This window comes from Paenibacillus sp. J22P169, from assembly GCF_059691995.1.
Genome location: NZ_JCAUAO010000003.1, coordinates 65,116 through 91,704 on the forward strand (window position 1 = coordinate 65,116; position 26,589 = coordinate 91,704).

Sequence of the window (26,589 nt, forward strand, 5' to 3'; positions counted from 1 at the left end):
ATTATTAATTGTTACAAAAGAGGCCCGCAGCCCAGTGGGTCTCTTTTTTCATTACACGACAGGGCAGGATAGTTTAATAGCATAGCGAATACAAAAATATAAATATGTAGCGATGGTCGAAAACAGCCAAGAAAAATACACAGAATGAATTGACCAAAGTAAGGAGGAACCCTTAGATGACAACAACAAGTTCCGAATGGCAAATTCCGAAACCAAAGAAATCAGTATTAGAGTGGCTGCTTGACGGAGACCCTGCGATCCGTTGGCAGGTGATGCGTGACTTAACCAAAGAGCCAGATGACTGTATTGCCGTAGAGCGGTCGCGGATTGCCTCGGAAGGTTGGGGTGCCCGGGTCCTCGGCCTGCAATCTTCCGAGGGCAATTGGGGCGGTGAAGCCGACGCGCGGAACTGGCTATGCACGAGCTACACCTTGCTACTTCTGAAGGACTTAGGCTTGGATCCATCGGGTGTGGAAGCCCGCAGATCGATCAGCCTCGTGCGTGACCACATCACCTGGCCGATGCAGATGGGCGGACAGCCCTACTTCGACGGCGAGACCGAGCCTTGTGTCAATGGTTGGATTCTTGGCGTTGGTGCCTACTTCGGAGAAGCAAGCGATCGGCTAGTCGACCGACTTCTGGGGGAGCAGCTTGAGGACGGAGGCTGGAATTGCGATGCCCCTCAAAGTCGACGATCCTCTTTCCACAGCACCATCTGCATCCTAGAAGGACTATTAGAGTACGAGAAGGCTAAGGGTGAAACGGCTGAGGTGACGGAAGCCCGCGTCCGGGGACAAGAGTACCTTATGAAGCGTCGCATGTTGAGGTCCCTGTCATCGGGTGAGGTGATCGATCCCAATTGGACGCGTTTTTCGTTCCCAACTACGTGGCATTACGACGTGCTGCGGGGTCTTGATTACTTACGCAGTGCCGGTGTCAAACCCGATGAACGGGTCACTGAGGCCGTCGGTATGGTGGCGAAAAAACAAGACCATAACGGGAAATGGCCGCTCGAGAACGCTCACCACGATCGAGTTCACTTCGACATGGAAGTTGTGGAAGGTGAGCCTAGCCGCTGGAATACGCTGCGCGCCTTGCGTGTGCTGGACTGGTATTCAAGACGACAGTGAGAATACTGCATTTAATGCTGCTAAAGAGCCTAGAATATCAATACGCTAGGCTCTTTTCTCCGTTCTCGCAATTTCCATTATTGACCTTATTCATCTCCATTAGATTTAGTTATAAAGAGCAGAAGAGTTGAACAACACTTGGCTTCTAAAAGGGGATTAAAGGATTTATGTAGAGGCTATAGAATAACTTTGGAAAAGCTTACTAAAGGAATTTAGCAGATACATACAGTCAAACGGTAGTGAGGAGATTATACATGCATGAATTACATACGATAACTAAATTAACAAAGTATCATGTAATACAAGGAACTAGTGCTCATATTCTCTATGTTTTTAATGAAATCGATAGATATATGGGTAATGCAGTCAGCTTTATCATTGAAGGGTTAGCAAAGAATGAGGTTATCTTATTTGTTGATACTGTAGAATTGATTGATAGAATTAAGGTTGAATTGAAATCAAAAGGGTTTACGGACAATCACTTCCAGAACCTAATCTTTGCGGATAGTACGCAAACTTATTTTGTGGGAGATCAATTTGATGCAGATAGAGCCGGGATGTTAATAGAGCTGCTTCAACCGTTTTTTGAAGAAAGATATAAAATACGTACTTGGGGACAAGTCCCGTTAATGGAGCATGATTTTCTTTTAGAAAATCTTCGAACGTTCGAATGTAACAGTGATAAATTCATTGCTCAAACGGGCTTGATTTCAGTCTGTGTTTATAATGGCTTGACCACTCCTGCCTATATCCAGAACGAGTTAATGAAGACGCATAATTACTTTATGACAGATACTGAATATTGTTTATCACCTTTCTATAATAGAGAACATTTTAAATTTCCATCTAGCGAAGAGCTGGAGAGATTACGAAGGTTAGAAAAGCAAAATAAGGAACTAAGAGATCGCAACGATCAATTAACCATTGAGAATAAATTGATTATACAAAGTGAGCACAAGGTTCGAACCATTATTGATCAAATGCCCATTCCTGTCATCATTAGGAGGAATGCCAATATTCTTTTCCTGAACAGTGTAGCGCAGAAACAACTCTCAATTGCCGATCGGAATATAGAAGAAGAGCTGCGTCGTTTTTTTGAAAAGTATGATAGGGACGCAATTGTTTCAGATATCGGGAATGTCCAACAACATCAATGCCATGGTAATAATGGCAAGAAAATATATTACCTAGTTCAATCAATTGATATGATATTTGAAGGGGAGACAGCAATTCTCCATTCCTTTGTAGATATTACTCATGAGAAAGAAAACGAAAACCTAATCATCCGTTCGGAGAAGTTGAATGTTGCAGGTGAGCTTGCCGCAGGTATTGCCCATGAATTACGAAATCCGCTTACTGCAATTAAAGGCTTCTTTACCATGTTAAAGAAAACAGATGAAAAAAAAGACATGTACTATAGAATTATAGAAGAAGAGCTTTCTCGAATTGAGCAAATAGCAAGTGAACTATTAACCTTAGCCAAGCCGCACTCCGATAACCGTAGAATTCATAATCTTATTCAAATCATCAATGAAGTGAAATTATTACTTACTCCCCAAGCAAATATGGAGAATATTGAAATACTTGTACAATCAACTAGCGAGGAACTCTACATAAGCTGTGAAGACACAAAGATTAAGCAAGTCTTTATTAATTTAATAAAAAACGCAATTGACGCGATGAAAAATGGTGGGAGTATATGTCTTGAAATCAAGGAAGTTAGAGATACTATTCAAGTTCTGGTTATTGATCAAGGAAGCGGTATTCCAAACGAGATCATGAACAAGATTGGTGAACCCTTTTATACAACGAAAGAAAAAGGAACAGGTATCGGTCTGATGGTTTGCTTTCAAATCATTGAAAGTCATGATGGGGCTATCCAAGTGGATAGCGAGGTTGGCCGTGGTACTACGTTCACCATAACCTTACCTGCATTAAGGGATTGAAATTAGATATAACAGAAGTAACCCGTTGTGGTGTCTGAAAAAGGAGGGCAAGCAATGTTACAATCATTAATTTTTGATATGGATGGAACGCTGTTTCAAACAAATAAAATTTTAGAATTATCACTTGATGATACTTTTAACTATTTACGATCACTCCATAAATGGGATACAGTAACCCCTATTGATAAATATCGTGAAATTATGGGTGTACCTTTACCGAAAGTATGGGAAACTTTGTTACCAAATCATTCTAATGAAGTGAGAGAACAAACTGATGCTTATTTTCTGGAAAGATTAGTTGAAAACATAGGAAATGGGAGAGGTGCTTTATATCCGAATGTAAAGGAAGTTTTCAGCTATTTAAAAGAGAATAACTATTCAATTTATATAGCGAGTAATGGTTTAACGGAGTATTTAAAAGCAATTGTGAGGTATTATCATTTGGATAATTGGGTCACTGAAACGTTTAGTATTCAACAAATTCAAACGCTGAATAAAGGTGATTTAGTTAAAACAATTATCGAAAAATATGATATAAAAAAAGCAGCAGTAGTAGGAGACCGTCTATCTGATATAAACGCGGCTAAAGATAATGGTTTAATTGCGATTGGATGTAATTTTGATTTTGCCCAAGAAGATGAACTTGCTCAAGCTGATTTCGTAATAGATGACTTAATTGAGCTAAAAACAATATTATCTAAATGAAAATAGTTTATTGAACTATTGTAGAACGGGAAATTCAAAAACCCTTAATGAATCAAGAGTAGGTACTCTTGGTTCATTGAGGGTTTTTGCTTACTAGAAACCAATGTGTTCATTATGAAATTCAAGCAAACCCGCTCTACACGTTAAGTCTCGAATAATATGCGTCCTGTCTGCGATAAATCATATCCTTGGATAGGACGCAGCTCTTTATGGAAGGATTCCGATTGCAAGATTTGCTTTACTCGTTCAATCCATGCAAGATTTTCTGGTTTTTTTAACATGACAAGATCATATCGCTCTTGAATAAGAGGAACGAATTCAACGCCGCTAACCATAGAGGCCGCTTTCTCTATTCCCACGCCGAAATCAGCTTCACCTGTGGCAACTTTGCCAGCCACGCCTAAGTGATTCGATTCTTCCTGCTCGTAACCATGGAACATCTGTTGTGGAATTCCATGAAGTCGGAGTTGTTCATCTAACAGAACACGTGCACCGGAGCCTTTTTCACGATTAACTAATCGAAGCCCAGGCTTTTTGAGATCAGCCCAGCCATGAAGTTGTTTAGGATTTCCCGGTTGAACGTATAGACCGGCCGATCGTGACAAGAGATTCACAACAATGTACGAAGAACCAATCAATAATTTTCGGATATAAGGAAGGTTATATTCACCTGTGTCTCCATCCAGCAGATGCGTGCTGACAATATCGGATTCGCCCTTGTACATGGAGATTAGACTATCCATACTACCCACATACGAACGAAGAGGTCTGTAATGGGTTACATTTCTTTCGATATGTTTGGCTAAGATGTCCAAGCTAACATCTTGTCCAGTTATAACAATAGAGTGCTTGGAAGATGAAACTGCTTGGAAAGAATGATGAGTAACAGGTTCGACATACTCACTTTTAATCGTAGAAACCATACCACCTTTTGCTCGTGTTTTATAGGCTTCAAGATCCGATGCATCCACACGCATCTGCTTGCCAACACGATAAGCGGGAAGATCGCCTTTTTTAATTAGATCATAAACGGTCAGTTTGGATATTTTCAAAAGTTTAGATATATCTTCCGTTGTATAGGAAATGTCAGCTGTCATTGTAAACCCCCATAAGCTTGTCTTCTAAAAAGTAGCGTAGATTTACTCCTGCATCCGTACGGAACCACCATCATCTATCATAAGCTGATAAATGGGGTATTTCAATCCTGTTGTTTACTAATTAAATCTGGTTTTATATAATTATCAATGAATATACTATTCTATTTATAATCAAATAGATATAAATTTAATATTGGAGGGGACTTAATGTTAAATATAAGTAAGTTTAGTTATGTTTTATCTTGTTTTGTCATCGCAACCATGATCATCACAGGTTGCTCCAGTCAAAAGGAACAACCCGAGAAAGTAGAGCTAACTATTTCTGCAGCCGCAAGCTTAACCGATGCATTTAAAGATATCCAAACCAACTATGAGAACAAAAACAAACAAATTAAACTTAACTTTAACTTCGGGGCTTCCGGGGCGCTGCAACAGCAAATCGAGCAAGGGGCACCTGCGGACTTATTCTTCTCGGCAGCAACCAAAAATATGAAGACCCTAATTGACAAGCAATTGATCGATACAGATAAGCAAAAAAACTTATTAATCAATGAATTAGTCGTTGTAGTTCCAGCAGAAGGCAAAGTAGCGATTCAAAAAGCTGAAGATTTATCAAATGAAAATATCAGACATTTAGCAGTTGGGGAACCGCAGACCGTTCCTGCTGGCAGCTACGCCAAAGAGGCATTGACTAACGCGAAACTTTGGGACACACTTCAAGCCAAAATCGTACAGGGTAAAGATGTACGCCAAGTACTTACGTATGTAGAGTCTGGGAATGCGGAAGCTGGTTTTGTTTATAAGACGGATGCGATGACTTCAAAAAGTGTTAAGGTAGCATTCAGCGTTGATCCAAAATTGTACACACCCATTGAATACCCTGCCGGTATTGTAAAAGCAACAAAACACAGCAAAGAAACGGCTGACTTTTACGCTTATCTTCAAAGTAAAGAGGCACAAGATGTATTTATCAAATACGGATTTTCTATTCCCAAATGAGGATGGAACTAATTAATTGGACAGAATTTGTTTCTCCTATACTACTTTCGTTAAAGGTATCCGTCGTATCCAGCATCTTTGTTCTACTCCTAGGAGGAATAGCAGCTTGGGGAATGTCGCGGCGTAAGTTTAGAGGAAAGACATTGCTAGAAACAGCCTTTCTCCTGCCTTTGGTGCTTCCTCCGACAGTTGTTGGCTTTGTCTTATTAGTCCTATTGGGCAAAAAGAGTTGGATTGGTTACCTAATGGAAAGCTTTTTCGATCGGTCTATCATATTTACATGGGGGGCTGCCGTGATAGCTTCGATCGTGGTGGCTTTTCCATTAGTTTATCAAACGATGAAAACGGGGTTCTCACTAGTCAGCAAAGATTTGGAGGACTCGGGTAGATCAATCGGTGCAAATGAGTGGCAAGTTCTACGCTATATAACCTTGCCTTTGGCATGGCGTTCTGTCATGGCAGCTTACATTCTTGGTTTTGCCAGAGGACTGGGAGAATTCGGTGCTACACTTATGATCGCGGGCAACATTCCACATAAAACCCAAACTTTGCCTACCGCCATCTATATTGCTGTTGAATCTGGTAATCAAACTCTTGCATGGTGCTGGACAGCAGCCATAGTATTCATCTCATTCGGGTTGATGTTTATTGTTAACCACAGAACTAAAAATATGAATAATTAGGGTACTCAAATTTCACTTTTATAAAGTCTGAAGGATATACAGAATTCCCCTGCATATCCATCACTTGGCGAGTATGCTAAAATACGAATAGGCAGATTCATACTCTGCGTATACTAACGCACAGAGATTTCCAAAATTTTAATTTGGGAGGTTATCGTATGGATGATTACTTTTTGGTTAAGGACGGTAGAATTGTACGTTGGGACGGGCTAAAATTAGGGGGAACCAAAATTCGAGCAGATGAGCTAGTAGAGTCATTTGGACGTAAGGCGCTCGATGAAATCGAACAATATGGATTCTACATCATAAAGAAATCTTAACGAATTTTCCGAAATTGCCATATGCCTATGGAGCGTAGTAAATTTCATTACTTGAATTAAGTACAGATCCCCATAAATTGGGGATTTTTTTCTTTTTATTGATACGAGAACTCCCAACGTGATCCATAGAAATTGCGCATGATTATGATAGAAAAATGAACATTGATGGGTGGATGTTGATTTATTATAATCACACTACAACACGAGAGATAATCGTTTATTGGACAAAACCGTATGTATTGTCCTCTTGTCAGTAACAAATAATAACAATCATTACTGGCATGTTATCGAAGCGTGTTTACGAAAACTATTTGATTCGAAAGTGGTGAGCACCTTGGAGTTAACAGCAACCAAGCAACAACATATAGACAAAATTGGATCCATTCAATATTTACCGGTGAATTTATTCGCCGCGGTTATGGGGATTTCAGGCTTTTCCTCATCCTGGAGACTCTCCCACGAGCTCTTTCACACGTCGGCTGTACTAGCTGACCTCACAGGAGCCATAGCCATTCTCGTATTTCTACTACTATCCATAGGTTTCTTGGTGAAATGGGTTCGTTATCCTCAGAAGGTAGCAGCAGAGTTTACGCATCCGATTGTCGGGAATTTTTTCGGCACCATATGCATTTCGATCCTGCTGTTATCATCGGTATTGAGTCCATATCAGAAGGCACTTAGTGAATTTGTCTGGATATTTGGTATGATTCTCACATTAGCGTTAAGTTATATAATCATTTCCCGCTTACTTAAAGGTAAATTGGATCCAACCCATGCGGTTCCTGCCTGGTTAATTCCCTGCGTCGGTGTTCTTGATATTGCCGTAACCGGCGGAACAATGCCCTTTGCTTGGGCGCATGAAGTTAATTTATTGAGTCTTGCAATTGGTGGGTTTAACGCACTCCTATTTTTTACGCTGATTATTAATCGTTTAATCCATCACGAGTCGCTAGGCGTTGGCTTGATGCCTTCGATGATGATCTTAATCGCACCATTTGCAGTAGGATTCTTGGGCTATACCAATTCCTTGCAACGGATGGATAACTTTGCAGCCATATTGTTTTATTTCGGTCTTTTCCTCTTTATCGTTCTTGCTTTTAAAGTATTTAAGAAAACCATTTATTTTGGAGCATCCTGGTGGGCTGTTAGCTTTCCTATGGCAGCACTTAGTAATGCCGCGTTAAAATATGCGATACATGTGAATACTTGGCCATTAAAAGTAATTGCAGCGTTGATCCTTGTGATGTTAACGATTGTCATCATCGTTTTATTTGTTCGAACGCTCATTCATTTGTTCAACGGAAAGCTATTACAAGGGTGAAACCCGAGGTGAATGAGAATGGAATTAAGACAACTAGAATATTTTATGACGACCTGCGAAGAACTTCATTTTACTCGGGCTGCTGAAAAGCTTGGTATTTCACAGCCTACGTTAAGTCATCAAATCAAGGCAATTGAGAATGAGCTTGGAGTTCGATTGTTTGATCGAATTGGTAAGAAGACGATGATTACAGAAGCAGGTATGATCTTGTATCAACAATCCCATAAAGCGATAAGCTCCTTGGCAAGTGCACGCGAGAAAATTCAAGAGCTGCAGAACATAGAACGCGGCACTTTATCAATTGGTGCCTTGCCGGGAGAATTAAATGAGCTCGCCTCATCACTTTTAATCGACTTTCATCGCAAGTATCCGAATATACGCATAAAGTTGATTGCTAATGAAGATGTTGTTGAACGGGTCATGCAAAATGAACTGGACTTTGCCATTTCGATTTTACCTATAGAACATGATAAATTGGCGTTTAAGCCACTTTATAGAGAAGCCTTCTTTTTCGTGACGACCGCTAATCATCCTTTGGCCGGCTACTCTCAAATTAGTTTTGAGGAATTAGTAACAACGCCCATTGTGATGTTTCCTGAAACACACCGATGCCGACAACTGATTGATTCCACCTGTCAACATGCAGGTCTAGAATTAAAACCTTTTATTGAAACAACAACCATTGACTCTTTATTTAATTTAGTAAGGTCCGGGATAGGGGCCACTATTCTTGCTAAAACATTAATCGAGATGCAGCCATATGAAGATTTAATCATCATTCCAATCGTAAATCCCAAGCTCTGCCGAGAAGTAGGCATCGTTTATCATAAAGATAAACATGTCGGACAGGCAGCAAGTGGTTTTATCGATCTGATTATCTCTTACGTAAAGTCTATTAAGAAAGAAGAACCTTTAGCATATTGTGATCAGGCCTCGGGGGTGTAATACCTTGAGGCTTTTTACTATTTGCTAATCAGGCAGAATTGCGTGGTGCTTCCATGTTAAAATAAGGGAATGAACAGGGGGAAACAACATGTATAAACACGTGATTTGGGATTTTGATGGTACTCTTTTCGATACCTATCCAGTGATGGGGAGCATTTTTAAAGGAGTGCTTGAAGAGGAAGGGCTTACAGAATCATTAGATGAAATCGTGAAGCATATGAAAGTATCTATGTCTCATGCTTTTCAGCATTACGAAAAAAAATATCAAATCGATCATATGTTCAAAGGAAAATATCAAAAACAAAGAAATGAAACGGAAATAAATGTATCCCGACCATTTGAAGGAATTGAGGAAATTTGTAAATACATTCATACATCGAATAGAAAAAATTATTTATATACGCATAGAGGAGAATCAGCAATCCAATTATTGAAAATGTACGGTTTATATGATTATTTTTCTGATTTTATAACATCACAACAAGGTTTTGAAAGAAAACCAAGTCCTGAAGCTATTACCTATCTTATCGAGAAGCATGGTATCGTCCATAGCGAAGCGATCATGATTGGTGATCGAGATTTGGATATACTAGCAGCCAAAAACGCGGGAATCAATGCTTGTTTTTTTACAGATAGTGATGAGAAAAATAGTCATTCTGATTTTACGATAAATGATCTTCAACAGTTATATTCGATCGTTTAGGGTTACTAACGTATATATAGGGGGATTCGGGCAGTGTACGAGATCGTTTTTTTTGATGTTGACGGGACCCTATTAAGTGAAGTAGATAGAAAAATACCAGAAAGCGCAAAATTGGCTATAACAAGGCTTCGCGAAAAAGATATTAAAGTCGTTGTTGCAACGGGGAGACCACATCACTTGTGCGAAGAACTAATTGCACTCGGTATTGATACTTTAATATCGGCCAATGGAGCACTTATTAAAGAACATAATCAAGTTATTTATAAGTCAGCGCTTTCTGCAACAACTGTTCATGAGTTATCAGGTTTTGCAGAATTACATGGACACTGCCTTTCTTATTTCACAGATTCGATTTCAATGAACGGAATTGGAATAGAAGAAAAACGTGTTAGGGATGCACTAGTAGAGACCCTAGGTCTTTGCCATTATCCCAAGAAATTAGATGAACTCCCGGAAGAGATTTACTGTATGTGTTTGTACGCTGATGAGCGTGAAGCTCAAAAATTTATGGATAACTTCCCGCAGTTACGTTTTGTACGTTTCCATAGTTATGTAATAAATATTCTTGAAGAACATGTGGTCTCTAAATCGGAAGCAATCAAAAAAGTACTGGCGTATTACAACATTGCCGTTAGCAAGTCTATTGCTTTCGGTGACGGTGGTAATGATTTAGATATGTTAGAGTTCGTTGACCTCGGTATTGCCATGGGCAACGGGGAGGAACATCTTAAACAAAAGGCAGATTATGTTACCAAAAAAGCAAGTGAAGATGGCATATACTATGCCTTAACTAAATTGGGCGTTATTTGATTCTGAGTGAACTACATCATTGAGCTCCAGGAGTGAAACGGGATCTGTGACTGCGGATCCCGTTTTTATTTGTCAGCTTGTTTTATAAAGAAATGATAGGTTTTACAAAAATATGAAATATGAACGGCTGATCTGCGAGCTACAATACTGTCATCACGCCATTTTGAAATCGCTTACTTATATTCGCTCTATAATCAGTAAGTCAAAGTGATGAAGTGCGGTGGATTAGTGGGGGCGACATTCGTCGACCCCCCATCCCTGCTACAATATACTCAGGAGGTGGATGGGCTTGTACAAGCTGCTTATTGTTGAAGATGAAGCTATTTTCAGGACCGTTTTGCCATCGATTATTGATTGGAACGCCATCGGGTTTGAAATAGCAGGGGTATGCGAGAATGGATACAAGGCACTGGAGTTTCTAGAGAAAACGGAAGTGGATGCGATTCTAACCGATATTCGTATGCCGGTACTGAATGGCCTTGAATTGGCTATGGAAGTAAAAAGCAGATTTCCGCAAACAAAGGTAACCCTATTCAGTGCCTTTAACGAATTTGACTATGCAAGGAAAGGCTTAGAGTGTGGGATTTACGGCTACATTTTAAAGTCTGATGGGGAAGAGGAAATTGTTACTCATTTTACGAAACTTAGAGACGTACTGCATAAAGAAAATCAAATCAGAATGGACAGCGAAGATTTCTGGCGGCAGCGGGAAATATTTTTTAAAGAAATGATTGAAAGTCATTCCGATATGGATGAGAGAACGATCACGATGATTCAAAAAATAGGCGTTATGACGGAGAATAAAGAATATCGCCTTGCTTTGATTCGGATGGATGAATATAAACATATGACCTTCTATTCCGGGGCAGACAGAGTACGTAGTATCCATGAATTTATTCGAGGATATTTAGTTGAGCATATCGAAATTCCAAATAAAGGGATGGTTGTTGCATTCAATGAAATGTTCTGTATGTTAGGGACGCTTTCTGAACCACATTTTGTGCAAACTGTCACGGAGGTATATAGCAATTTAAAAGAAGAGCTAAGTATGTATAAGAAAAATGAAGAAGAATGCCTAGATATTTCTTGTGTGATTGGCAATATGGCAACTAATGTACAAGAGCTTGGTCAATCGTATATAGGTATAAAAGAATCATTCCTGAATAAAGCTTATGCCGGCAACGGAATGCTCAATTATACGGGGCTAGAGCCTAACAGCAAGCGTATATTTACTTTCACGGAAGAAGAGAAGTTGATGAAAGAAATTATGCTGCTCGTGAATGGCAAAGCGCATGTGAAATTGATGGAATATCTGGCAGCACTCAAGAAGGAATGGATAGATTCCCAATTAACAGAGATCGATATGATTTCAGGCTTTGCGGTTAAATTGATTTTAGCCATATTCAATGCATTGGGAGAAATGGGTAGAAAATCAGATGTGTTTTTAGAGAGAACGAATTATATCATCAAGGAAATGGGTTATTGTGAAACGATTGCAATGATTTTCAAGAAGCTGGAAGCGTTTACGATAGAGGCTTTTGAGCTGCTAAATGAAGAGAACACGATGAAAAACAGAAGGATTGTGGATGAAGCGCTGGACTATATCAAGAAAAATTATGCGGAACAAATTAGCCTTGAGGAATTAGCCAGGTATGTCAATGTTCATCCTGTACATCTGTCCAGACTTTTCAGTAAGGATCTGGGAAATACATTTAAATATCTCCTCACGGAAGCACGAATGGAAGAAGCCAAACGATTATTAAAGGATATTAACTATAAAGTATATGAAATTTCAACGTTGGTTGGTTATGAGAAACCCCGTTATTTTAGTGAACTTTTCAGAAATGTGACAGGACTTACGCCATTGGAATATAGGGAAAAATACAAAGGGTAACCTAAAGCTGATGAGGAGTCGATATGAGACTATTTAACTTTAAAAAGTCACTGGAAAAGAAAATTATTTTAACCGGTATTATCTTTTCAGTGATTTCAATCGCATTAACTACCCTCACTTGCAATGTGGTCACGAATCGATTTATTTTGTTTCAGTTTGAACGTGTCAATGAAATCGCGACAGGCGCAGCGGTAGAAAAAGCGAATACGTATTTGGCTGAAATCGCCAATACAGTGAGCTTATCAATGAAAAATGAGTATTTCGACCGGATTATCAGTTCTGATGAATCAGATGCTTATGAACTTATCAAAGCACAAAAGGACTATGAGGAATTCCTAAAAAATCTTATTTTAACGAATGATAAAGTCGATTCCGTACTTGTTGTTGATTACAATAGAAATATTTTTATTAAGGCTAATAATTCAGTAGGAAAAGACTATGACAAGTACGGTTCTGCAGCGTTTTATAACACATTAAAGAAACCTTCGATACAAAACGAGGAAAGTCAGTTTTTCCTTGATCGTTATACAGAAGGGAACTACGAAAGATTAGCGATCATAAGTCCTGTATTTGAACCGTATACCAATGAAATCAAGGCGCATATGGTTGTCGTGTTGAGTACCAAGCTTATTGAGGAGATGCAGTTCGCAGGGAATGGGATTTTTATTACGGATCATACGGGGAATTCTGCAGAGGTTTCCAACGTTCAACATGCAGGTGAATTAACGGATCAACAATATTCATTTAAAAACCCGCTCAACTTTCAAGGTTGGACGATTACCAATACGTTTACCTTCGATAAGCTTCAACAATCTATAGCAAACAATCTGTATACGAATATTCGGGTAGGGTTAATTTGCCTGATGGTATCGATCCTTGTACTCGTTATTACAAGCAAAAGAATTGTTAAGCCCATTAAACATATGGAGCAGCAAATAAGCTCACTCAATCACAACAACCTTGAAAATAAACCAATGGCCTTGTCTAAGCGGCGAATTAGCTTCAAATTGACACTGCTATTGTTGAACGCCATGATCGTAACGATTCCAGTTGTATTAATAACAGGCAGCTCTTACATATCGGCTAAGAACACGGTGGAAAACAAGGTTGGTTCTGTCTTTGAATATAGTGCTCAGATCCTCTATCAACAAATGGATTTTGTTTATAATAACTATCGGAGAATGACGATTGAAACGTCCTCTTTCAATGATAAGGTCCAAAAGCTTCTGGACATGAGCACGTCGAATGACGTGGACCAAGAGATTCGGGATGCCATGAATAATATTATTCTATCCAGAAATTTATTTGATAAAGGCATATCGAATATAACCATTTACAACGTTAATGAACGTTTAGTTTATTCCTCTACGTACGGTAGACCCTTCATGATGCGTCCCGATGCCAAATCAGATTTAGATTACGTACGGGATCATTTCAGCACGTTGTTATGGCGAAGCTATACGGATTCCCCTTTTAATAAGAAAGGTATACGTATCGGTATGCAAATTAGAGGTGTTGCAGACGGTATAGAGGCTGGTAAGCTGTTAGGGTTTATTTTGGTTGATTTTAATGGGGAAGATATTGAGAAGATGCTGAATGTGTTTACGAAGTATAGCTATTTGGATTTGTACCTTGTCGATCATTCAGGTAAAGATATTTTCAGTGATATCGGTCGAAGTCAGAAGATTAGCTTATTCGATGTGCTAAAGAACCATCAACCTTCCTTTGAACGCGATGAAAGGGTATCCTTTCGGGAAGATGGTAATAATTTTCTCATGATTTCTAAGTTTTTTGAGGAAAATGGGTGGAGTGTAGTCTTTCTATTAAAGAACTTTAACGAGAATGAAAATATCCTTATATACAGTATAGTCGTTCTCTTGGGACTTATCGTCATCACCATTGGCTTCTCCTTTGGATTCTCTTCGATCTTGTTAATGAACATATCATCCTTGCTTAAGACAGTTAGGAATGTGAAAAGAGGAAACCTCCAAGCCCGTTTTAAGAGTACATCTGTGGACGAAATCTATGAATTAGGCAATAGCTTTAATGAGATGCTGGAGCGTATTAATCATTTAATTGAGGAAAAATTTATATCCGATGTGATGGTAAAAGACGCGGAGCTTAAAGCCAAGGAGTATGAATTAAATCTGCTGCAATCGCAAATCAATCCGCATTTTCTGTACAATACCTTAAAAACAGCGCAATATATGGCTTTTGCTAAGGATCCGCGAACAGAGAAGATGATCAAGCTGCTTATCGCCTTGTTTAAGACCAGTATTACCCGGGGAGAAAAAGTGGTGAAGTTAAGTGAGGAAATCGATCATGTGAAAACCTATGTAGATATTCTGCAAATGCGGTTTGGAGATAAAATTAAGCTTCTTTATGATGTGAGTGACGATATGCTGGAAATTCCAGTGCTGAAGCTGACGCTGCAGCCCATCGTGGAAAATGCCATTTATCATGGTCTGGAGGTAACGGAACATGGAGGCACCATCGTTATTGAGGTTCGCAGAATGGAGGAAAGGCTGCAGATCACTGTGCGTGACGACGGTGTAGGGATCACAGAGGCCAAGTTGATGGAAATCAAGGCGACACTGGAAGGGAAAACGAAAGGAGAGAGCATCGGGATCACCAATGTGCATGAACGCATCAAGTTATACTTTGGAGAAGAATACGGGATTGAGGTAGAGAGTACGTTAGGAAAAGGTACGACAGTCAACATGTATTTCCCGCTCATCGCGCAGCAAGGCTACGTATTATAAGTAGCTTTGCTGCTTTTTTTATTGCAGAAAGAGGTTAAAAAAACGGAGCAAATGTTATGTTTGAGTCATACTCAGCACACTTGTAAACGCTTTATAATTAGAGCAAGGAGCACCACTACTGGATGTCCAATACGAAACCGCTAAGGAGAAGAGACATGGATACTGACGTAATTAAGACCTCCAACCTGTATAGGAAGAAAGAAACAAAGGAGCGCAGTTACAAGAAAAATGTGAAGCTTATACTCAAATATAAATATATGTATCTGATGTTAATCCCTCTGCTCATCTGGTATCTGATCTTCTGCTATGTTCCTATGTATGGCATTACGATGGCCTTTCAGGACTATACCATGAGCAAAGGATTTTTTCACAGCCCCTTTGTTGGATTAAAGCATTTCAAAGAACTGTTCGGCGAGGAAGATTTCTGGAGGGCATTTTGGAATACCGTCATCATTGCGATATACCGGATTCTCACAGCATTTCCTATTCCAATCGTGATTGCCTTGCTTCTGAACGAAGTCAGGCATCATAAATTCCGTAAGGCGGTTCAAACGATTATCTATTTACCGCATTTTATTTCGTGGGTTATCGTTGCTTCCATATTTATCACTTTTTTCAGTCCAGAGACGGGAATGCTTGCAGCCATTTTTAAAGACGGAGCTACGGATCTGCTGACAAATCCAAATGCATTTAGGCCGATCTTGATTTTAACTGATATTTGGAAAGAGGCGGGTTTCGCCACTGTCATCTATGTTGCGGCTATGGCAAGCATTAATACGGAGCACTATGAAGCGGGTGTTATGGATGGTGCCGGAAGATGGTCCCTGATGTGGCATGTAACAATTCCAGGCATACGTAATGTCATTCTCATTATGTTTATCTTAATTATCGGTAAGGTTCTGACTTGGGGCTTTGATCAAGTATATAACTTCTACAATCCGATGGTTTACGAAACTGGCGATATTCTGGATACCTACATTTTCAGGACCGCTTTGGGCGATAACAAATTTAGTTTTGCAGCAGCAGCGGGGATACTGAAGTCTGTCATATGTGCCGTATTACTTATTGTTTCTAACCGGATTGTCAAAGCATTTGGTCAAGAGGGCGTCTATTAACACCGAGAGGAGTTTAACTCATGTACGTACTAAAAAGGTTTTCAGTGACTGATATGATCATCTATCTCATGCTCGGTCTATCAGCCCTTATCGTCATACTGCCATTGTGGAGGATATTGATTATCTCGTTTTCCACGCAGGAAGTCTATTTAACAGACCCTTACCATCTCATTCCTAAGAGCTTCAGTCTTACCGAGTATAAGCGAGCTTTGGGCAGCATTGGAGGTATTGTAAAAGCCTTATTCCGATCCGTCGAAATAACGGCGCTTGGAACAACCATCAGCATGATCCTCACCAGTTGTGGCGCTTATGCCTTATCCAAGAGGGATCTTCCAGGCAGAGCTATGATCTTTCGATTAATCGTGTTTACCATGTTTTTCAGTGGTGGATTGGTGCCATTCTATGTCCTAGTTAAAAATCTACACCTTATCGATACCATTTGGGCGTTGGTTTTACCTACAGCGATCTCAACTTACAATTTGATTATTATGAAAAACTATTTTGCCAGTATCCCGCCAAGTCTAGAAGAAGCCGCCAAAATTGATGGATACAATGACATCCAAATATTGTTCAAAATCATTATTCCAATATCCATGCCTGTATTTGCTGCGATTAGTTTATTTTACGGGGTAGCCTTATGGAACGATTACTTCTTAGCGACATTATTTATTAACTCCAATGATATGTTTCCGCTGCAGGTGTTGTTGAGACAGATGATTATTCAGGATATGGTTACGGCTGAGGTGGGTGTCATGACTTCGGGATCTAATATGGAGCAGTTTAAAATGGCTTGCATTGTCGTGGGGATGATTCCTGTCCTTATCGTTTATCCACTTATACAGAAATATTTCACCAAAGGTATCATGATGGGTGCAGTAAAGGAATAATGGCAATCCACCATTTGGTGGATGACATAAATAAGACATGATAACATGAAGAAGTTAAAAAGGGAGAGGTAAAGGATGAAAAAGATGAAAATGATGATGCCTTTGTCTATGTCAGTGCTGCTTGCAGCTACCGTATTAAGCGGATGCTCACAACAAGAGCAGCCAGCAGCAACAGCCAGCAGCCAAGCCAAAGAGCAAAAAGCGAGTGAGCCCGTGCCAATCCGTTGGGTGCGAGCTGCTAATGAGCAGGACCCACAAAAGGATCGCATCCTTCTGGAACTGCAAAAAAGAACGAATACGAAGATTGAAATTGTCAGCATTCCAAGTGATCAGTTTGCAAATAAACTTAACCTCATGATGGCTTCGGGAGAAAATTTCGACCTAGCTACAGTTGATCCTGGGAAGACGTTAAACGAATGGGCGAAGAACGGTTTGATTGTGCCTTATGATGATTATTTGAAAAGCGGCAAGTATCCAAACATCAATGCGATTGTTAATTCGGACGTATATAAAGGTTTTAAGATTGACGGGAAGTCTTACTTCAAGCCGTTAGGACTTGCACCTATGCAATGGGGCTGGATTATTCGTACCGATTGGCTGGAGAACCTAGGATTAAGTATGCCTACAACGCTCGACGAATTCTATAACGTTGCCAAAGCTTTTAAGGAAAAAGATCCGGATAAGAATGGTAAAAATGATACTTACGGTGTTTATACAAGAGCAAGCGGTATGGCGGATCCTTCGATTACCCAACTTGGACAGCTTATTTCAAAAACGTTTGCAGTAGCAGGCCGAACAGACAACTGGGTGACGCAGAAAGACGGAAGCATTACCAGATTTGAAGTTTCCTCACAAGCCAAAGATGCCGCTGCTTTCTATAGAAAACTATTAAAAGAAGAACTTATTAATAAGGATTGGCTCAGCTTAAAACCGGATGGTGCCCAAGGACCTGAATCGGATGATTTTGGAGCAGGCAAATACGGTATGGCGGCTACCACGAAGCCGGACTTATTCTTAGAAAAAGCGAAGGCCGTTAATCCGAATGCTAAAATTGCTTATCTTCCACCGCTTAAAGGCACGGATGGCGTACCTGCTAACTTAGGGCATTCCGGCGGTTTCTGGAGAGGGAATGTCATTCCGAAAACGTCCAAAAACCCAGAAAAGGTTATGGAGCTTATCGAATATACCCTAACTCAGGAAGGCCGAGAGCTAACGGAGTTCGGAATTAAGGGAATCCATTATACAGATATGAAAGAAGAAAATGGCCGCAGAGTGTATACCATTAATAAGGCTGAAGCGGATAAAGACTGGGATACCAAAAAGAATGGCTATCTGTATCCATTGGCATGGGGCGCGATGAACTATTTTGAATATGCATACATTCCAATCAAGGAAAAAAATTATAACTATGACGAGGCGTTTAAGAACTTAGTGCCGTGGATTACGAACGAAATGGCAGAAGGTAAATTCCCAGATTGGTTCGCTACCAACGCTAAATATGCCATGGCTCCACCTTTAATGAACGTTTTTGATGATAAAATACTTGGAGATCAAACCAAACTAAGATCAACCTTCGGAGAAGGCTGGCTGAAGGCGATCATGGGTGATAACTTTGACGCTGCATGGGATGAACTTCAGAAGAAGTGGCTGGCCGCAGGCGGTCAAGAGGTTATCACAGCGGGACAGGAATTCAATAAGAAAAAATAAATGAAATTTAAAGTCAGAGGACCAATTTGCCGTTAGTGGCAGTTGGTCTTTTTGCCTGCGCTAAGTTTATTTCAACATGCCGTCATATACCCCTTCTCAAGACGAGGGTTTTTATGGTAAACTCAACATGTCTGACAACCTGATAAGTTAACGAAAGAAAGTGGGGCTTCTTATGAAGGTTTCCTTATTTATTACGTGTTTAAGTGATGCACTATATCCCAAGGTGGGCGAAGCGATTGCGCGTCTGCTCGGACATTACGGTGTTCTACTAGAATTGCCAACGGTGCAAACCTGCTGCGGTCAGCCTGCTTATAACAGCGGCTACTGGGATGAAGCGAGAGCAACGGCCAAGACGATTCTTACCGCATTTGAGGATAGTGATTTTGTGATTTCTCCTTCGGGCTCTTGCACATATATGATCCATCACTATGCGAATTTATTTAAGGATGAGCCGGAGTGGTTGGAGAAAGCCAACGAGCTTCAGAACAAAACGTACGAATTTACACAGTTCCTCGTGAGTGTCCTTAATATCACGGACTTAGGCGCTGTATTTCCACATAAAGTGACGTATCATCCGTCCTGTCACGGAAGCAGGCTGCTTGGCGTCAAGTCAGAGCCGCTGGCGCTTTTACAAAGCGTAAAAGATTTGGAGCTGGTTCCACTGCCTTTTGCTGAAGATTGCTGTGGGTTTGGTGGCACCTTTTCGGTGAAAATGGCTGATATTTCGGGTGCGATGGTGCAAGAGAAAGTAGACCACGTGAAGGAAACCGAGGCAGAAGTGCTTGTAGGATTGGATTTAGCCTGCCTGATGAATATTGCGGGGAATCTGCGTTATCGAAACGAGCCGGTGAGAGTTATGCATCTAGCTGAGCTGCTATACGAAGGGGTGAAGCGCGCATGAGTCATACTGAAGGGAAGTCATCAACGGTTAAGGAACGGGCAGATATCGCGTTAAATGATGAGTTTCTGCGCAAAGCCGTGAAGTTTACGACGGAGCGGCTGCGCGGCGGCAAGTTGAAGGCAGCAGCCGATCACGGGAACTGGGACGATTGGCGTGAACGCGGCAGACAGATCCGTCTGCATACGATCGCGCATCTGGATTATTACTTAACGACGTTTGCGAACAATGCGCGAGCGAATGGGGTCCATGTGCACTTTGCCGATACGGATGTTGAAGCGGTTAAAATTTCCCTGGAAATCGCAGCAGCCAAACAAGCCAAGTCGGTCGTGAAATCCAAGTCGATGGTAACCGAGGAGCTGCATTTGAACAAGGCACTTGCCTCGATTGGTGTTGAAGCGATTGAGACGGATCTGGGTGAGTACATCATTCAGCTAGCGGATGAAACACCATCCCATATCATCATTCCAGCGATTCACAAAAATAGATATCAAATTGCCGAGCTGTTATCGAAGGATGCTGGGGAGACTTTGGCCCCGGATACGACGATTCTGGCTGGCTATGTTCGCAAGAAGCTCAGAGAGAAATTTCTAGAAGCGGATATCGGGATGACGGGCTGCAATTTTGCCATTGCGGAGAGCGGATCGATGGTCTTGTTCGAAAATGAAGGCAACGCCCGCATGGTCACAACGGTGCCCAAGACGCAAATCACGCTCATGGGAATGGAGCGCATTATCCCAACGTGGGCGGATCTTGAGGTCATGGCGACCTTGCTTCCACGTTCAGCAACAGGGCAAAAGCTGACCGTGTACATGTCCGGCATCACAGGTCCGAGAAGAGATGCAGATGCGGATGGTCCGGAAGAGATGCATATCATCATCGTAGACAACGGGCGCTCGCAGCAGCTTGGAGACCCTGAGTTCCAAGAGCTGCTCAACTGCATCCGCTGCGGCGCCTGTCTGAACGCTTGCCCGGTGTACCGCCATATCGGCGGGCATGCCTACGGCGGCACGTACAGCGGCCCGATCGGCGCGGTGCTCACGCCAGCGCTCAAGAAAAACGTGGCGGAATGGGACGACATCGCCAACGCTTCAAGTTTGTGCGGGGCTTGCTATGAAGCCTGCCCAGTGAAGATTCCGCTGCACGACATGCTCGTATCACTGCGCAGACGCAAGGTAGAAGCGGGCCACGGCGACAAGGTCGAGGCCGCGGGGATGAAGGGCTTTGCGGCGGTGATGGGGAGTGCCAAGCGGTTCAACGCTGTCCTCAAGCTGGGCAGAATCGGCCAAAAGCTAATCGTTCGCGACGGCGGCATTCGTCTGAAGGTCGGGCCACTCAAAGGGTGGAACTCCTACCGCGTAACGCCAAGTCTGCCGAAGGCATCTTTCCGAGATGGGTGGAAAACACTCGAGCAAGAAATTCGCCATGGGCTTACGGAATCCGATCCTGCGATCCAAGCAAGGATGGCAGCTGCCTTGGCAGCACGAGGCAAAAAGGGAGGACACCACCATGGGTAAACGAGATATTACGCCAGAATGGCAAGAGAAGTTATCGAAGCTGGATCAACAATCGTTAGCTGAGCAAGAGCGTTTCATCCAAGGCATCGCCCAGAAGCTGGGGCGTCCAAGGGTAACCGAGAAGCCAGCACATCCGTTCCAAGGCGCTTCTGATAGTTGGAAAGCGTTCAACTGGTCCCCAGAAGAACGCATCGAGAATTTTACGGCGAACTTCCATGCCGCAGGTGGGCATGTCGTCAGAGTACCTTCGATGGAAGCGGCGAAGGCAACCATCAAAGAGCTCGTCAACACGTTAAGTGTTAAACGTGTTATTCATCAGGATCAAGCGGAGCTGCATGCATTGGAGCTAGGCGAAGCTCTTCCAGACGTAGATCTCTCGATCTGGAACACCGATGAGGATACCAATTGGAAAGCTAGCGCAGCGAATGCTGATCTGGGGATTGTCCTTGCGGATCATGCGGCGGCTTACACAGGCTCTCTAACTGTGTTATCATCGAAAGAAAAGGGCAGATCGGTCAGCCTGCTTCCCACAGCATTGATCGTCCTGCTGCCAATTGAACGATTGAAAACGAGACTAGGCGAAATACTCGCCCCACTCGATCAGATAGCAAGGAAAGACCTGCCTGCCGGCATTCACTTCATTTCGGGCCCAAGCCGTTCGGCGGATATTGAGAACGATTTGACGATTGGTGTTCATGGTCCTGGGATTGTGCACGTGCTACTTATCGGATAGAAGAGGTACTCAAATGGAAGTTACGAAGGTGCAGAAACAGAATCACTATGATGAGATCGCCCAGCAGATCAAAGAGATGATTGTGCAGGGACACTTGAAAATGGGGGATAAGCTTCCTTCTACGAAGGAGCTGTCAGAGCGCTTCGGCGTCGGGCGTTCCACAATGAGGGAAGCACTTAGCGCCTTGAAGGCGATGGGTCTCATCGAGATTCGGCAAGGCGGTGCGTGTCGTGTCATTCGACAGGCTCCTTCCGAAGTTTCCCTGCCGGAGTGGACGTCTCTTCGCATGAATCGAACGACGCTGTTGGAGCTCATGGAAGTGAGACAATCTCTAGAGATTTCGATCGCAGCCATTGCTGCTCGGAAGCGAACGGCTGAGGACTTGGCGCAGCTCCAGCGCATCATGCAAGACATGGAGCGCTCCGTAGGCGACGATGCCGAAGGTGAACGAACGGATCTTGCCTTCCATGAGTTGCTGGTGCAAGCGACACACAATGCGATTATGGTGCAGACGTGCGACTCGATCCGTAATGCGATGGAAATGATGATTCGCGATATCCGCCGCGCGGAACTCTATGCGAATCAGGAAGTGGCTGTTCAGCTGTTGAAGGAGCATAAAGTGATTTATGAAGCGATCCTCAGCGGAGATCCGGTGCTGGCATCTGAGGCGATGCGTGAGCATCTGGAGCATGTCGAGAGCATTTTGATCAAATATATATGAATACCCAAAGGGGCTTCCCACAAAGCGAGCAGCAGAGTGGAAGGCCTCTTCTTTCCTATAAGGATTGACTACTCACACGGCACCCATTAGTCCGAAATAGCCGAATTGTTTCAATGCACCAACCCCGTGCTCTCAATTTTAACGTGCGTCTCCACCTCGAATTTAACCTCTGGATATATGGACTGCCAATATTCCCAATCCTTCTCTTTGCCAAAATGCTGGCCCAAATAATGAAGCCCAAAGCCATAAGGGTCAACCTTGGCATCTCTGATTTTGTAGAGGAGAGCCTCTACGGTTTGGTTGACATGCTGTTCAAGCTGCGGCTGTACCTTGTGTATATCCAAACCCAAAGTGCCTTGTTCAACCATGCCTGTAAGATTGAGTTTCAGCTTGACGACGGGAATATCCGTTTTGGAAACCGAGATATGACGGGAGACTCTGGCAATATAGAAGGCGAGCGGCTTCCCATTAAAGGTAGTAGCGATCCCTGACTTGCTGAACTCATTTGCACTCATATTATAGAGCTGCGTCTCATGCGGATTGAGGACGATACACTGATTGGTTTTATTAAGCAAAGCAAGATGCTCAACGACGTATGAATCACCATCAAAGCTTATGATCGGAAAATAGGGATCCATCCCTTTTTCTTTGAAACGCCGGAAGGTGTCAAACAAAAGCTCAGTTACCGTGTAAGGAGAAACTGTTCCCTCTTTACCGAAGGTGAGAAAAAAGGAGTTTCCCGCAAGTCTCTCGGTTGTTGGGTTCGCCTCAAGCAGCTTGCGCGCATTAGGTTCGGCAATGGCTGTATAAGAAATCAATTGAATGTCGCGTCTTCGAGTAAGCCAATTCAATGGCTCTTCGAGGGATCTCTTCGCTAAGGTAGCCCCGAATAAGAACATCCGGCAATGTCCGAAGTCAAGCTCTTTATCCACATGTGCTTTGAGATTTCTAACAGCTTCCGCAATACTCTTGGCTTCTTGATATTCGATCTGGCTTTCTGCCATCCCCTCTCCGACCTTAGAAGCGGGGATGGCGAGCCGCAAAGTGACGAGATAAGGTTTATCCTCCTTACCTGTCCAATCGACACCCATGGCGACGACAAAGAAGCGCTTGTCAATATCCTTAAAGCTGCATCCACCAAGGGAAGTACAGATGAGGATAACGGATAGACATATGAGCAATTGTTTCATAGAGGGACTTGTTCCTTTTTTTGCCTCCTAACGAAATAAAGCATCAGGAAGAGGAAATAGATTTCTAGGAGAAACCGTAGTACTAACCAGCCTTCGGAGAGATACTGATTTCGCTCCAGATTGATAAATCGCATGAAAAGGATGGCAAGTAAGCCAATGCCCAGTCCGAGCCATACGTTCATCCAAGGAACAGGGTCTTCTTCAACTTCGATTGAGCCATTGATTAAGTAGCGGAACAACATGATCGTCGTGTGCCATGTATTCATGACGAACAAAAGTGATAACCCTGTGAAGAGGAGCAGAAAGACGAACAAGACACGGTTAATAAACCCGTATTCCGTCACCATGGAATCAGCAGTCATACTCCATAAGTACACGTAATCTTCAACGCCAACAGTACCGTGAAAGCCAATCGGTACAAAAAACGTAATCGTTAAAAATAAAATGCCGAATACCGGCACGATCCATCGAAAATTAAATTTAAAACCCACCGTATACAACCGATTGAAAATGAGGAGGCTGAGATAGCCTGAGAATAAGAAGGTAGCGGCAGCGACCGTTGTGAAAGAAGGAGGTTTATTCACATAGCCTGCGACATAACGAATGGCATCCCAGTTAATGTTTTCATTGAAAATAGCTTTCATGATAAACAAAATAAGCATGGGAGAACTAAGAATGACCACGATTTCATGAATGAATTGGACAGTACGTGTGGACCGAGTGCATGCCCATACGGCCGCGGTTTCCATGAGAAACAGATTCAGATAGGGGTTGATGTCGGGGTAAAAGAACATACGGACCGTTTCTGAATAAGCATAAATCACGATAGTTCCAGCTGGTAACCAAAGGACCAGCGCAGCAAATAAGATGTTGGCTCGGGTAAACCAACGGGGGGTATACCGGTCGCATATCTCTGGAAAGCCGAGCCCTGGAAATCGCTCAAAGCAAGCCATGGTGCCAAGCGAGAGGATGGAGCCAATAACCATCGCGATAAGCATGCCTGATACAGCACCATTGAACCGGTCTCGGATCAGCAAAGAGGGGACAAACATCATGATATTAATCATGCCGACATAGAGCACATGATAGTAGGTATAGCGCGACATGACTTACTTTGACCCCTTTCTAAGGTTGTAGTGGTGTGCTTTCGCCTCAAGTTTGGGGATATAAAAAGCCAAATAAGGTTGACCAAAGCTTCTAAGACTACACCAATAGGAAATTAAGATGAAGCCAAGAACGACGACACCAAGCAGCCCAAAGAAAATGGAAGCTATTACAAAGATGTATTTAACGAAGCGGACCGAGTACCCGAAGCCGTTGTTAGGAATTACGAAATTAGAAATCGCGACAACAGAGGTCACAATAATCATAATGCTGCTAACTAATCCTGCTTGTTGGATGGCCTGCCCCAAGATGAGGCCGCCAACTGTTGTAGCGGTCGATCCCACATAGCGCGGCAGCCGGAGACTAGCCTCGTTCAAGGCTTCAATCATGAATAACATGATGAAGACTTCGACAAAGGACGGATAAGGGACGACGACACGGCTTCCTGCGATCGAAAGTGTCAATTGGACGCGGAGCACCTCAGGATTATAAGAGACAATCGCAATATAAAGAGCGGGTAGTGTAATCGTTAAAAACATGGCGAAATAGCGAAGCAGGACGAGACATTTGCTCATCCAATAGGATTCATAGTCATCATCCATCGCATGCAGGAAATCAAAGAGCCGTACAGGAAGAACAAGCCCGAAGCGGCTTCCATCCTGTAGAAGGGCAATTTTCCCTCGTTCGAGCGTGGCTGCGATACGGTCTGGCCTCTCCGTTTGGAGGATGATGGGGAAAAACCGATGTCTCCGTCCCGATAGCGACTGCATGAGCTGGCCGGTAGCTTGGAGAATTTTGATTTGAATGGTGGAGATCCGCTCGTTTAATAGTCCAAGTACATCTTCATTGACCAGATTTTTGTCATATAGAACGGTAACTCGCGTGTTCGAAATTTCTCCAATCGTATGTGTTTCTACGCAAAGGGAAGGCGCATTATAACGCATCCGAACGAGGCTAATATTTAAATCCAAATCTTCGGTCAGCGCACTCTGAGGCCCCTGAATGGCAACCTCCACCTGAACGGTATCGGGCTTGTCCTGGAACTTTCGCTGCACGTCATAGCGGTAGACCTGATCTTCGATTTGAAAGAGGACTGTGCCTTTCAGCAACAACCGAGTCCAGTGATCGGGCTGATTGTCTTTGCTAAAAGCAGGGTTCGCATGAATCATGCGATCGAATTCTTCTGGATTAAAGCAGTAAGAGTAAGGAACCGTTAATCCATTTTTGATTAAAGCCAGATCACAAAGAGATGGGAAGTAGATCACTTCCATTTGCATATAGCCATTGTCTAGGGTGTCATAGAATAGGTCAGCTGGATTGTTCAACTCAGCACGGATGCGCTCGATCATGCCAATTCCCCCAATTCCCTTACATTACCATGCGGTTTAGCGTGCCCTGAAAG

The 26,589-nt window shown here is 42.5% G+C and carries 22 protein-coding genes and 1 pseudogene; 19 read left to right on the forward strand and 4 right to left on the reverse strand.

Annotation, left to right across the window (positions count from 1 at the left end):
- Positions 1–176 precede the first annotated feature (176 nt).
- The 3 genes and pseudogenes from AC58QG_RS18170 to AC58QG_RS18180 form a co-directional block, all read left to right on the forward strand.
- Positions 177–1,130 (forward strand): hypothetical protein, encoded by a 954-nt coding sequence (locus AC58QG_RS18170; RefSeq protein WP_497363537.1) that lies wholly within the window; start codon positions 177–179, stop codon positions 1,128–1,130.
- 254 nt (positions 1,131–1,384) lie between these two features.
- Positions 1,385–3,076, forward strand: a complete 1,692-nt coding sequence (locus AC58QG_RS18175) for an ATP-binding protein (RefSeq protein WP_497363538.1) — start codon at positions 1,385–1,387, stop codon at positions 3,074–3,076.
- 33 nt (positions 3,077–3,109) lie between these two features.
- Positions 3,110–3,781: pseudogene (locus AC58QG_RS18180) on the forward strand (HAD family hydrolase); the annotation flags it as partial.
- 143 nt (positions 3,782–3,924) lie between these two features.
- Here AC58QG_RS18180 and AC58QG_RS18185 read toward each other — a convergent pair.
- Positions 3,925–4,878, reverse strand: coding sequence for a substrate-binding domain-containing protein (locus AC58QG_RS18185; protein ID WP_497363539.1), 954 nt, complete (start codon positions 4,876–4,878; stop codon positions 3,925–3,927).
- Positions 4,879–5,085: 207 nt separating this feature from the next.
- Between AC58QG_RS18185 and modA the strand changes: the two genes are divergently transcribed.
- From modA to AC58QG_RS18265, 16 genes are all read left to right on the forward strand, one after another.
- Positions 5,086–5,877, forward strand: coding sequence for a molybdate ABC transporter substrate-binding protein (modA, locus tag AC58QG_RS18190; RefSeq protein WP_497363540.1), 792 nt, complete (start codon positions 5,086–5,088; stop codon positions 5,875–5,877).
- 2 nt (positions 5,878–5,879) lie between these two features.
- Positions 5,880–6,560: a molybdate ABC transporter permease subunit gene (gene modB / locus AC58QG_RS18195; RefSeq protein WP_497363541.1), complete on the forward strand. Its 681-nt coding sequence runs from the start codon at positions 5,880–5,882 to the stop codon at positions 6,558–6,560.
- A 158-nt stretch (positions 6,561–6,718) separates the two neighbouring features.
- A complete protein-coding gene (locus AC58QG_RS18200) occupies positions 6,719–6,880 on the forward strand; it encodes a hypothetical protein (RefSeq protein ID WP_497363542.1) in 162 nt (53 codons plus the stop codon).
- A 334-nt stretch (positions 6,881–7,214) separates the two neighbouring features.
- Positions 7,215–8,201 carry an SLAC1 anion channel family protein gene (locus tag AC58QG_RS18205; RefSeq protein WP_497363543.1) on the forward strand — a complete coding sequence of 329 codons (987 nt, stop codon included), beginning with the start codon at positions 7,215–7,217 and terminating at the stop codon, positions 8,199–8,201.
- An 18-nt stretch (positions 8,202–8,219) separates the two neighbouring features.
- A complete protein-coding gene (locus AC58QG_RS18210) occupies positions 8,220–9,146 on the forward strand; it encodes a LysR family transcriptional regulator (protein ID WP_497363544.1) in 927 nt (308 codons plus the stop codon).
- Positions 9,147–9,234: 88 nt separating this feature from the next.
- Positions 9,235–9,849, forward strand: a complete 615-nt coding sequence (locus AC58QG_RS18215) for an HAD-IA family hydrolase (protein ID WP_497363545.1) — start codon at positions 9,235–9,237, stop codon at positions 9,847–9,849.
- Between the two features lie 33 nt (positions 9,850–9,882).
- Positions 9,883–10,659, forward strand: coding sequence for a Cof-type HAD-IIB family hydrolase (locus tag AC58QG_RS18220; RefSeq protein ID WP_497363546.1), 777 nt, complete (start codon positions 9,883–9,885; stop codon positions 10,657–10,659).
- Between the two features lie 289 nt (positions 10,660–10,948).
- On the forward strand, positions 10,949–12,553 hold the full coding sequence (locus tag AC58QG_RS18225; protein ID WP_497363547.1) for a response regulator transcription factor: 1,605 nt from the start codon (positions 10,949–10,951) through the stop codon (positions 12,551–12,553).
- A gap of 23 nt (positions 12,554–12,576) precedes the next feature.
- Complete coding sequence (locus AC58QG_RS18230) at positions 12,577–15,315, forward strand: sensor histidine kinase (protein WP_497363548.1); 2,739 nt, start codon at positions 12,577–12,579, stop codon at positions 15,313–15,315.
- A 155-nt stretch (positions 15,316–15,470) separates the two neighbouring features.
- The gene (locus tag AC58QG_RS18235; protein ID WP_497363549.1) at positions 15,471–16,430 is read left to right on the forward strand and encodes an ABC transporter permease; all 960 of its coding nucleotides are present in this window, start codon (positions 15,471–15,473) and stop codon (positions 16,428–16,430) included.
- Positions 16,431–16,450: 20 nt separating this feature from the next.
- On the forward strand, positions 16,451–17,317 hold the full coding sequence (locus tag AC58QG_RS18240; protein WP_497363550.1) for a carbohydrate ABC transporter permease: 867 nt from the start codon (positions 16,451–16,453) through the stop codon (positions 17,315–17,317).
- 75 nt (positions 17,318–17,392) lie between these two features.
- Complete coding sequence (locus tag AC58QG_RS18245) at positions 17,393–19,024, forward strand: extracellular solute-binding protein (RefSeq protein WP_497363551.1); 1,632 nt, start codon at positions 17,393–17,395, stop codon at positions 19,022–19,024.
- Between the two features lie 172 nt (positions 19,025–19,196).
- Positions 19,197–19,925: a (Fe-S)-binding protein gene (locus AC58QG_RS18250; RefSeq protein ID WP_497363552.1), complete on the forward strand. Its 729-nt coding sequence runs from the start codon at positions 19,197–19,199 to the stop codon at positions 19,923–19,925.
- A complete protein-coding gene (locus tag AC58QG_RS18255) occupies positions 19,922–21,439 on the forward strand; it encodes a LutB/LldF family L-lactate oxidation iron-sulfur protein (RefSeq protein WP_497363553.1) in 1,518 nt (505 codons plus the stop codon). The genes AC58QG_RS18250 and AC58QG_RS18255 overlap by 4 nt, the downstream gene beginning before the upstream one ends.
- Entirely contained in the window at positions 21,432–22,172 is a 741-nt protein-coding gene (locus AC58QG_RS18260) for a LutC/YkgG family protein (RefSeq protein WP_497363554.1), read from the forward strand. Before AC58QG_RS18255 ends, AC58QG_RS18260 begins: the two co-directional genes overlap by 8 nt.
- Positions 22,173–22,185: 13 nt before the next feature.
- On the forward strand, positions 22,186–22,893 hold the full coding sequence (locus AC58QG_RS18265) for a FadR/GntR family transcriptional regulator (protein ID WP_497363555.1): 708 nt from the start codon (positions 22,186–22,188) through the stop codon (positions 22,891–22,893).
- A gap of 110 nt (positions 22,894–23,003) precedes the next feature.
- Here the strand turns inward: AC58QG_RS18265 and AC58QG_RS18270 are convergent, their stop codons facing one another.
- The 3 genes from AC58QG_RS18270 to AC58QG_RS18280 are packed head-to-tail and all read right to left on the reverse strand — an operon-like array spanning position 23,004 to position 26,536.
- Positions 23,004–24,083, reverse strand: a complete 1,080-nt coding sequence (locus AC58QG_RS18270; protein WP_497363556.1) for a Ger(x)C family spore germination protein — start codon at positions 24,081–24,083, stop codon at positions 23,004–23,006.
- Entirely contained in the window at positions 24,080–25,189 is a 1,110-nt protein-coding gene (locus tag AC58QG_RS18275; RefSeq protein WP_497363557.1) for a hypothetical protein, read from the reverse strand. Before AC58QG_RS18275 ends, AC58QG_RS18270 begins: the two co-directional genes overlap by 4 nt.
- 3 nt (positions 25,190–25,192) lie before the next feature.
- Positions 25,193–26,536, reverse strand: a complete 1,344-nt coding sequence (locus tag AC58QG_RS18280; protein ID WP_497363558.1) for a spore germination protein — start codon at positions 26,534–26,536, stop codon at positions 25,193–25,195.
- Between the last annotated feature and the right edge of the window lie 53 nt (positions 26,537–26,589).

Excerpts from the sequence above, each read along its gene's own strand:
- AC58QG_RS18170 (WP_497363537.1), top strand. The coding sequence starts at position 177 with ATGACAACAACAAGTTCCGAATGGCAAATTCCGAAACCAAAGAAATCA.
- AC58QG_RS18175 (WP_497363538.1), top strand. The coding sequence starts at position 1,385 with ATGCATGAATTACATACGATAACTAAATTAACAAAGTATCATGTAATA.
- AC58QG_RS18185 (WP_497363539.1), bottom strand. The coding sequence starts at position 4,878 with ATGACAGCTGACATTTCCTATACAACGGAAGATATATCTAAACTTTTG.
- modA (WP_497363540.1), top strand. The coding sequence starts at position 5,086 with ATGTTAAATATAAGTAAGTTTAGTTATGTTTTATCTTGTTTTGTCATC.
- modB (WP_497363541.1), top strand. The coding sequence starts at position 5,880 with ATGGAACTAATTAATTGGACAGAATTTGTTTCTCCTATACTACTTTCG.
- AC58QG_RS18200 (WP_497363542.1), top strand. The coding sequence starts at position 6,719 with ATGGATGATTACTTTTTGGTTAAGGACGGTAGAATTGTACGTTGGGAC.
- AC58QG_RS18210 (WP_497363544.1), top strand. The coding sequence starts at position 8,220 with ATGGAATTAAGACAACTAGAATATTTTATGACGACCTGCGAAGAACTT.
- AC58QG_RS18215 (WP_497363545.1), top strand. The coding sequence starts at position 9,235 with ATGTATAAACACGTGATTTGGGATTTTGATGGTACTCTTTTCGATACC.
- AC58QG_RS18230 (WP_497363548.1), top strand. The coding sequence starts at position 12,577 with ATGAGACTATTTAACTTTAAAAAGTCACTGGAAAAGAAAATTATTTTA.
- AC58QG_RS18235 (WP_497363549.1), top strand. The coding sequence starts at position 15,471 with ATGGATACTGACGTAATTAAGACCTCCAACCTGTATAGGAAGAAAGAA.
- AC58QG_RS18240 (WP_497363550.1), top strand. The coding sequence starts at position 16,451 with ATGTACGTACTAAAAAGGTTTTCAGTGACTGATATGATCATCTATCTC.
- AC58QG_RS18245 (WP_497363551.1), top strand. The coding sequence starts at position 17,393 with ATGAAAAAGATGAAAATGATGATGCCTTTGTCTATGTCAGTGCTGCTT.
- AC58QG_RS18250 (WP_497363552.1), top strand. The coding sequence starts at position 19,197 with ATGAAGGTTTCCTTATTTATTACGTGTTTAAGTGATGCACTATATCCC.
- AC58QG_RS18255 (WP_497363553.1), top strand. The coding sequence starts at position 19,922 with ATGAGTCATACTGAAGGGAAGTCATCAACGGTTAAGGAACGGGCAGAT.
- AC58QG_RS18260 (WP_497363554.1), top strand. The coding sequence starts at position 21,432 with ATGGGTAAACGAGATATTACGCCAGAATGGCAAGAGAAGTTATCGAAG.
- AC58QG_RS18265 (WP_497363555.1), top strand. The coding sequence starts at position 22,186 with ATGGAAGTTACGAAGGTGCAGAAACAGAATCACTATGATGAGATCGCC.
- AC58QG_RS18270 (WP_497363556.1), bottom strand. The coding sequence starts at position 24,083 with ATGAAACAATTGCTCATATGTCTATCCGTTATCCTCATCTGTACTTCC.
- AC58QG_RS18275 (WP_497363557.1), bottom strand. The coding sequence starts at position 25,189 with ATGTCGCGCTATACCTACTATCATGTGCTCTATGTCGGCATGATTAAT.
- AC58QG_RS18280 (WP_497363558.1), bottom strand. The coding sequence starts at position 26,536 with ATGATCGAGCGCATCCGTGCTGAGTTGAACAATCCAGCTGACCTATTC.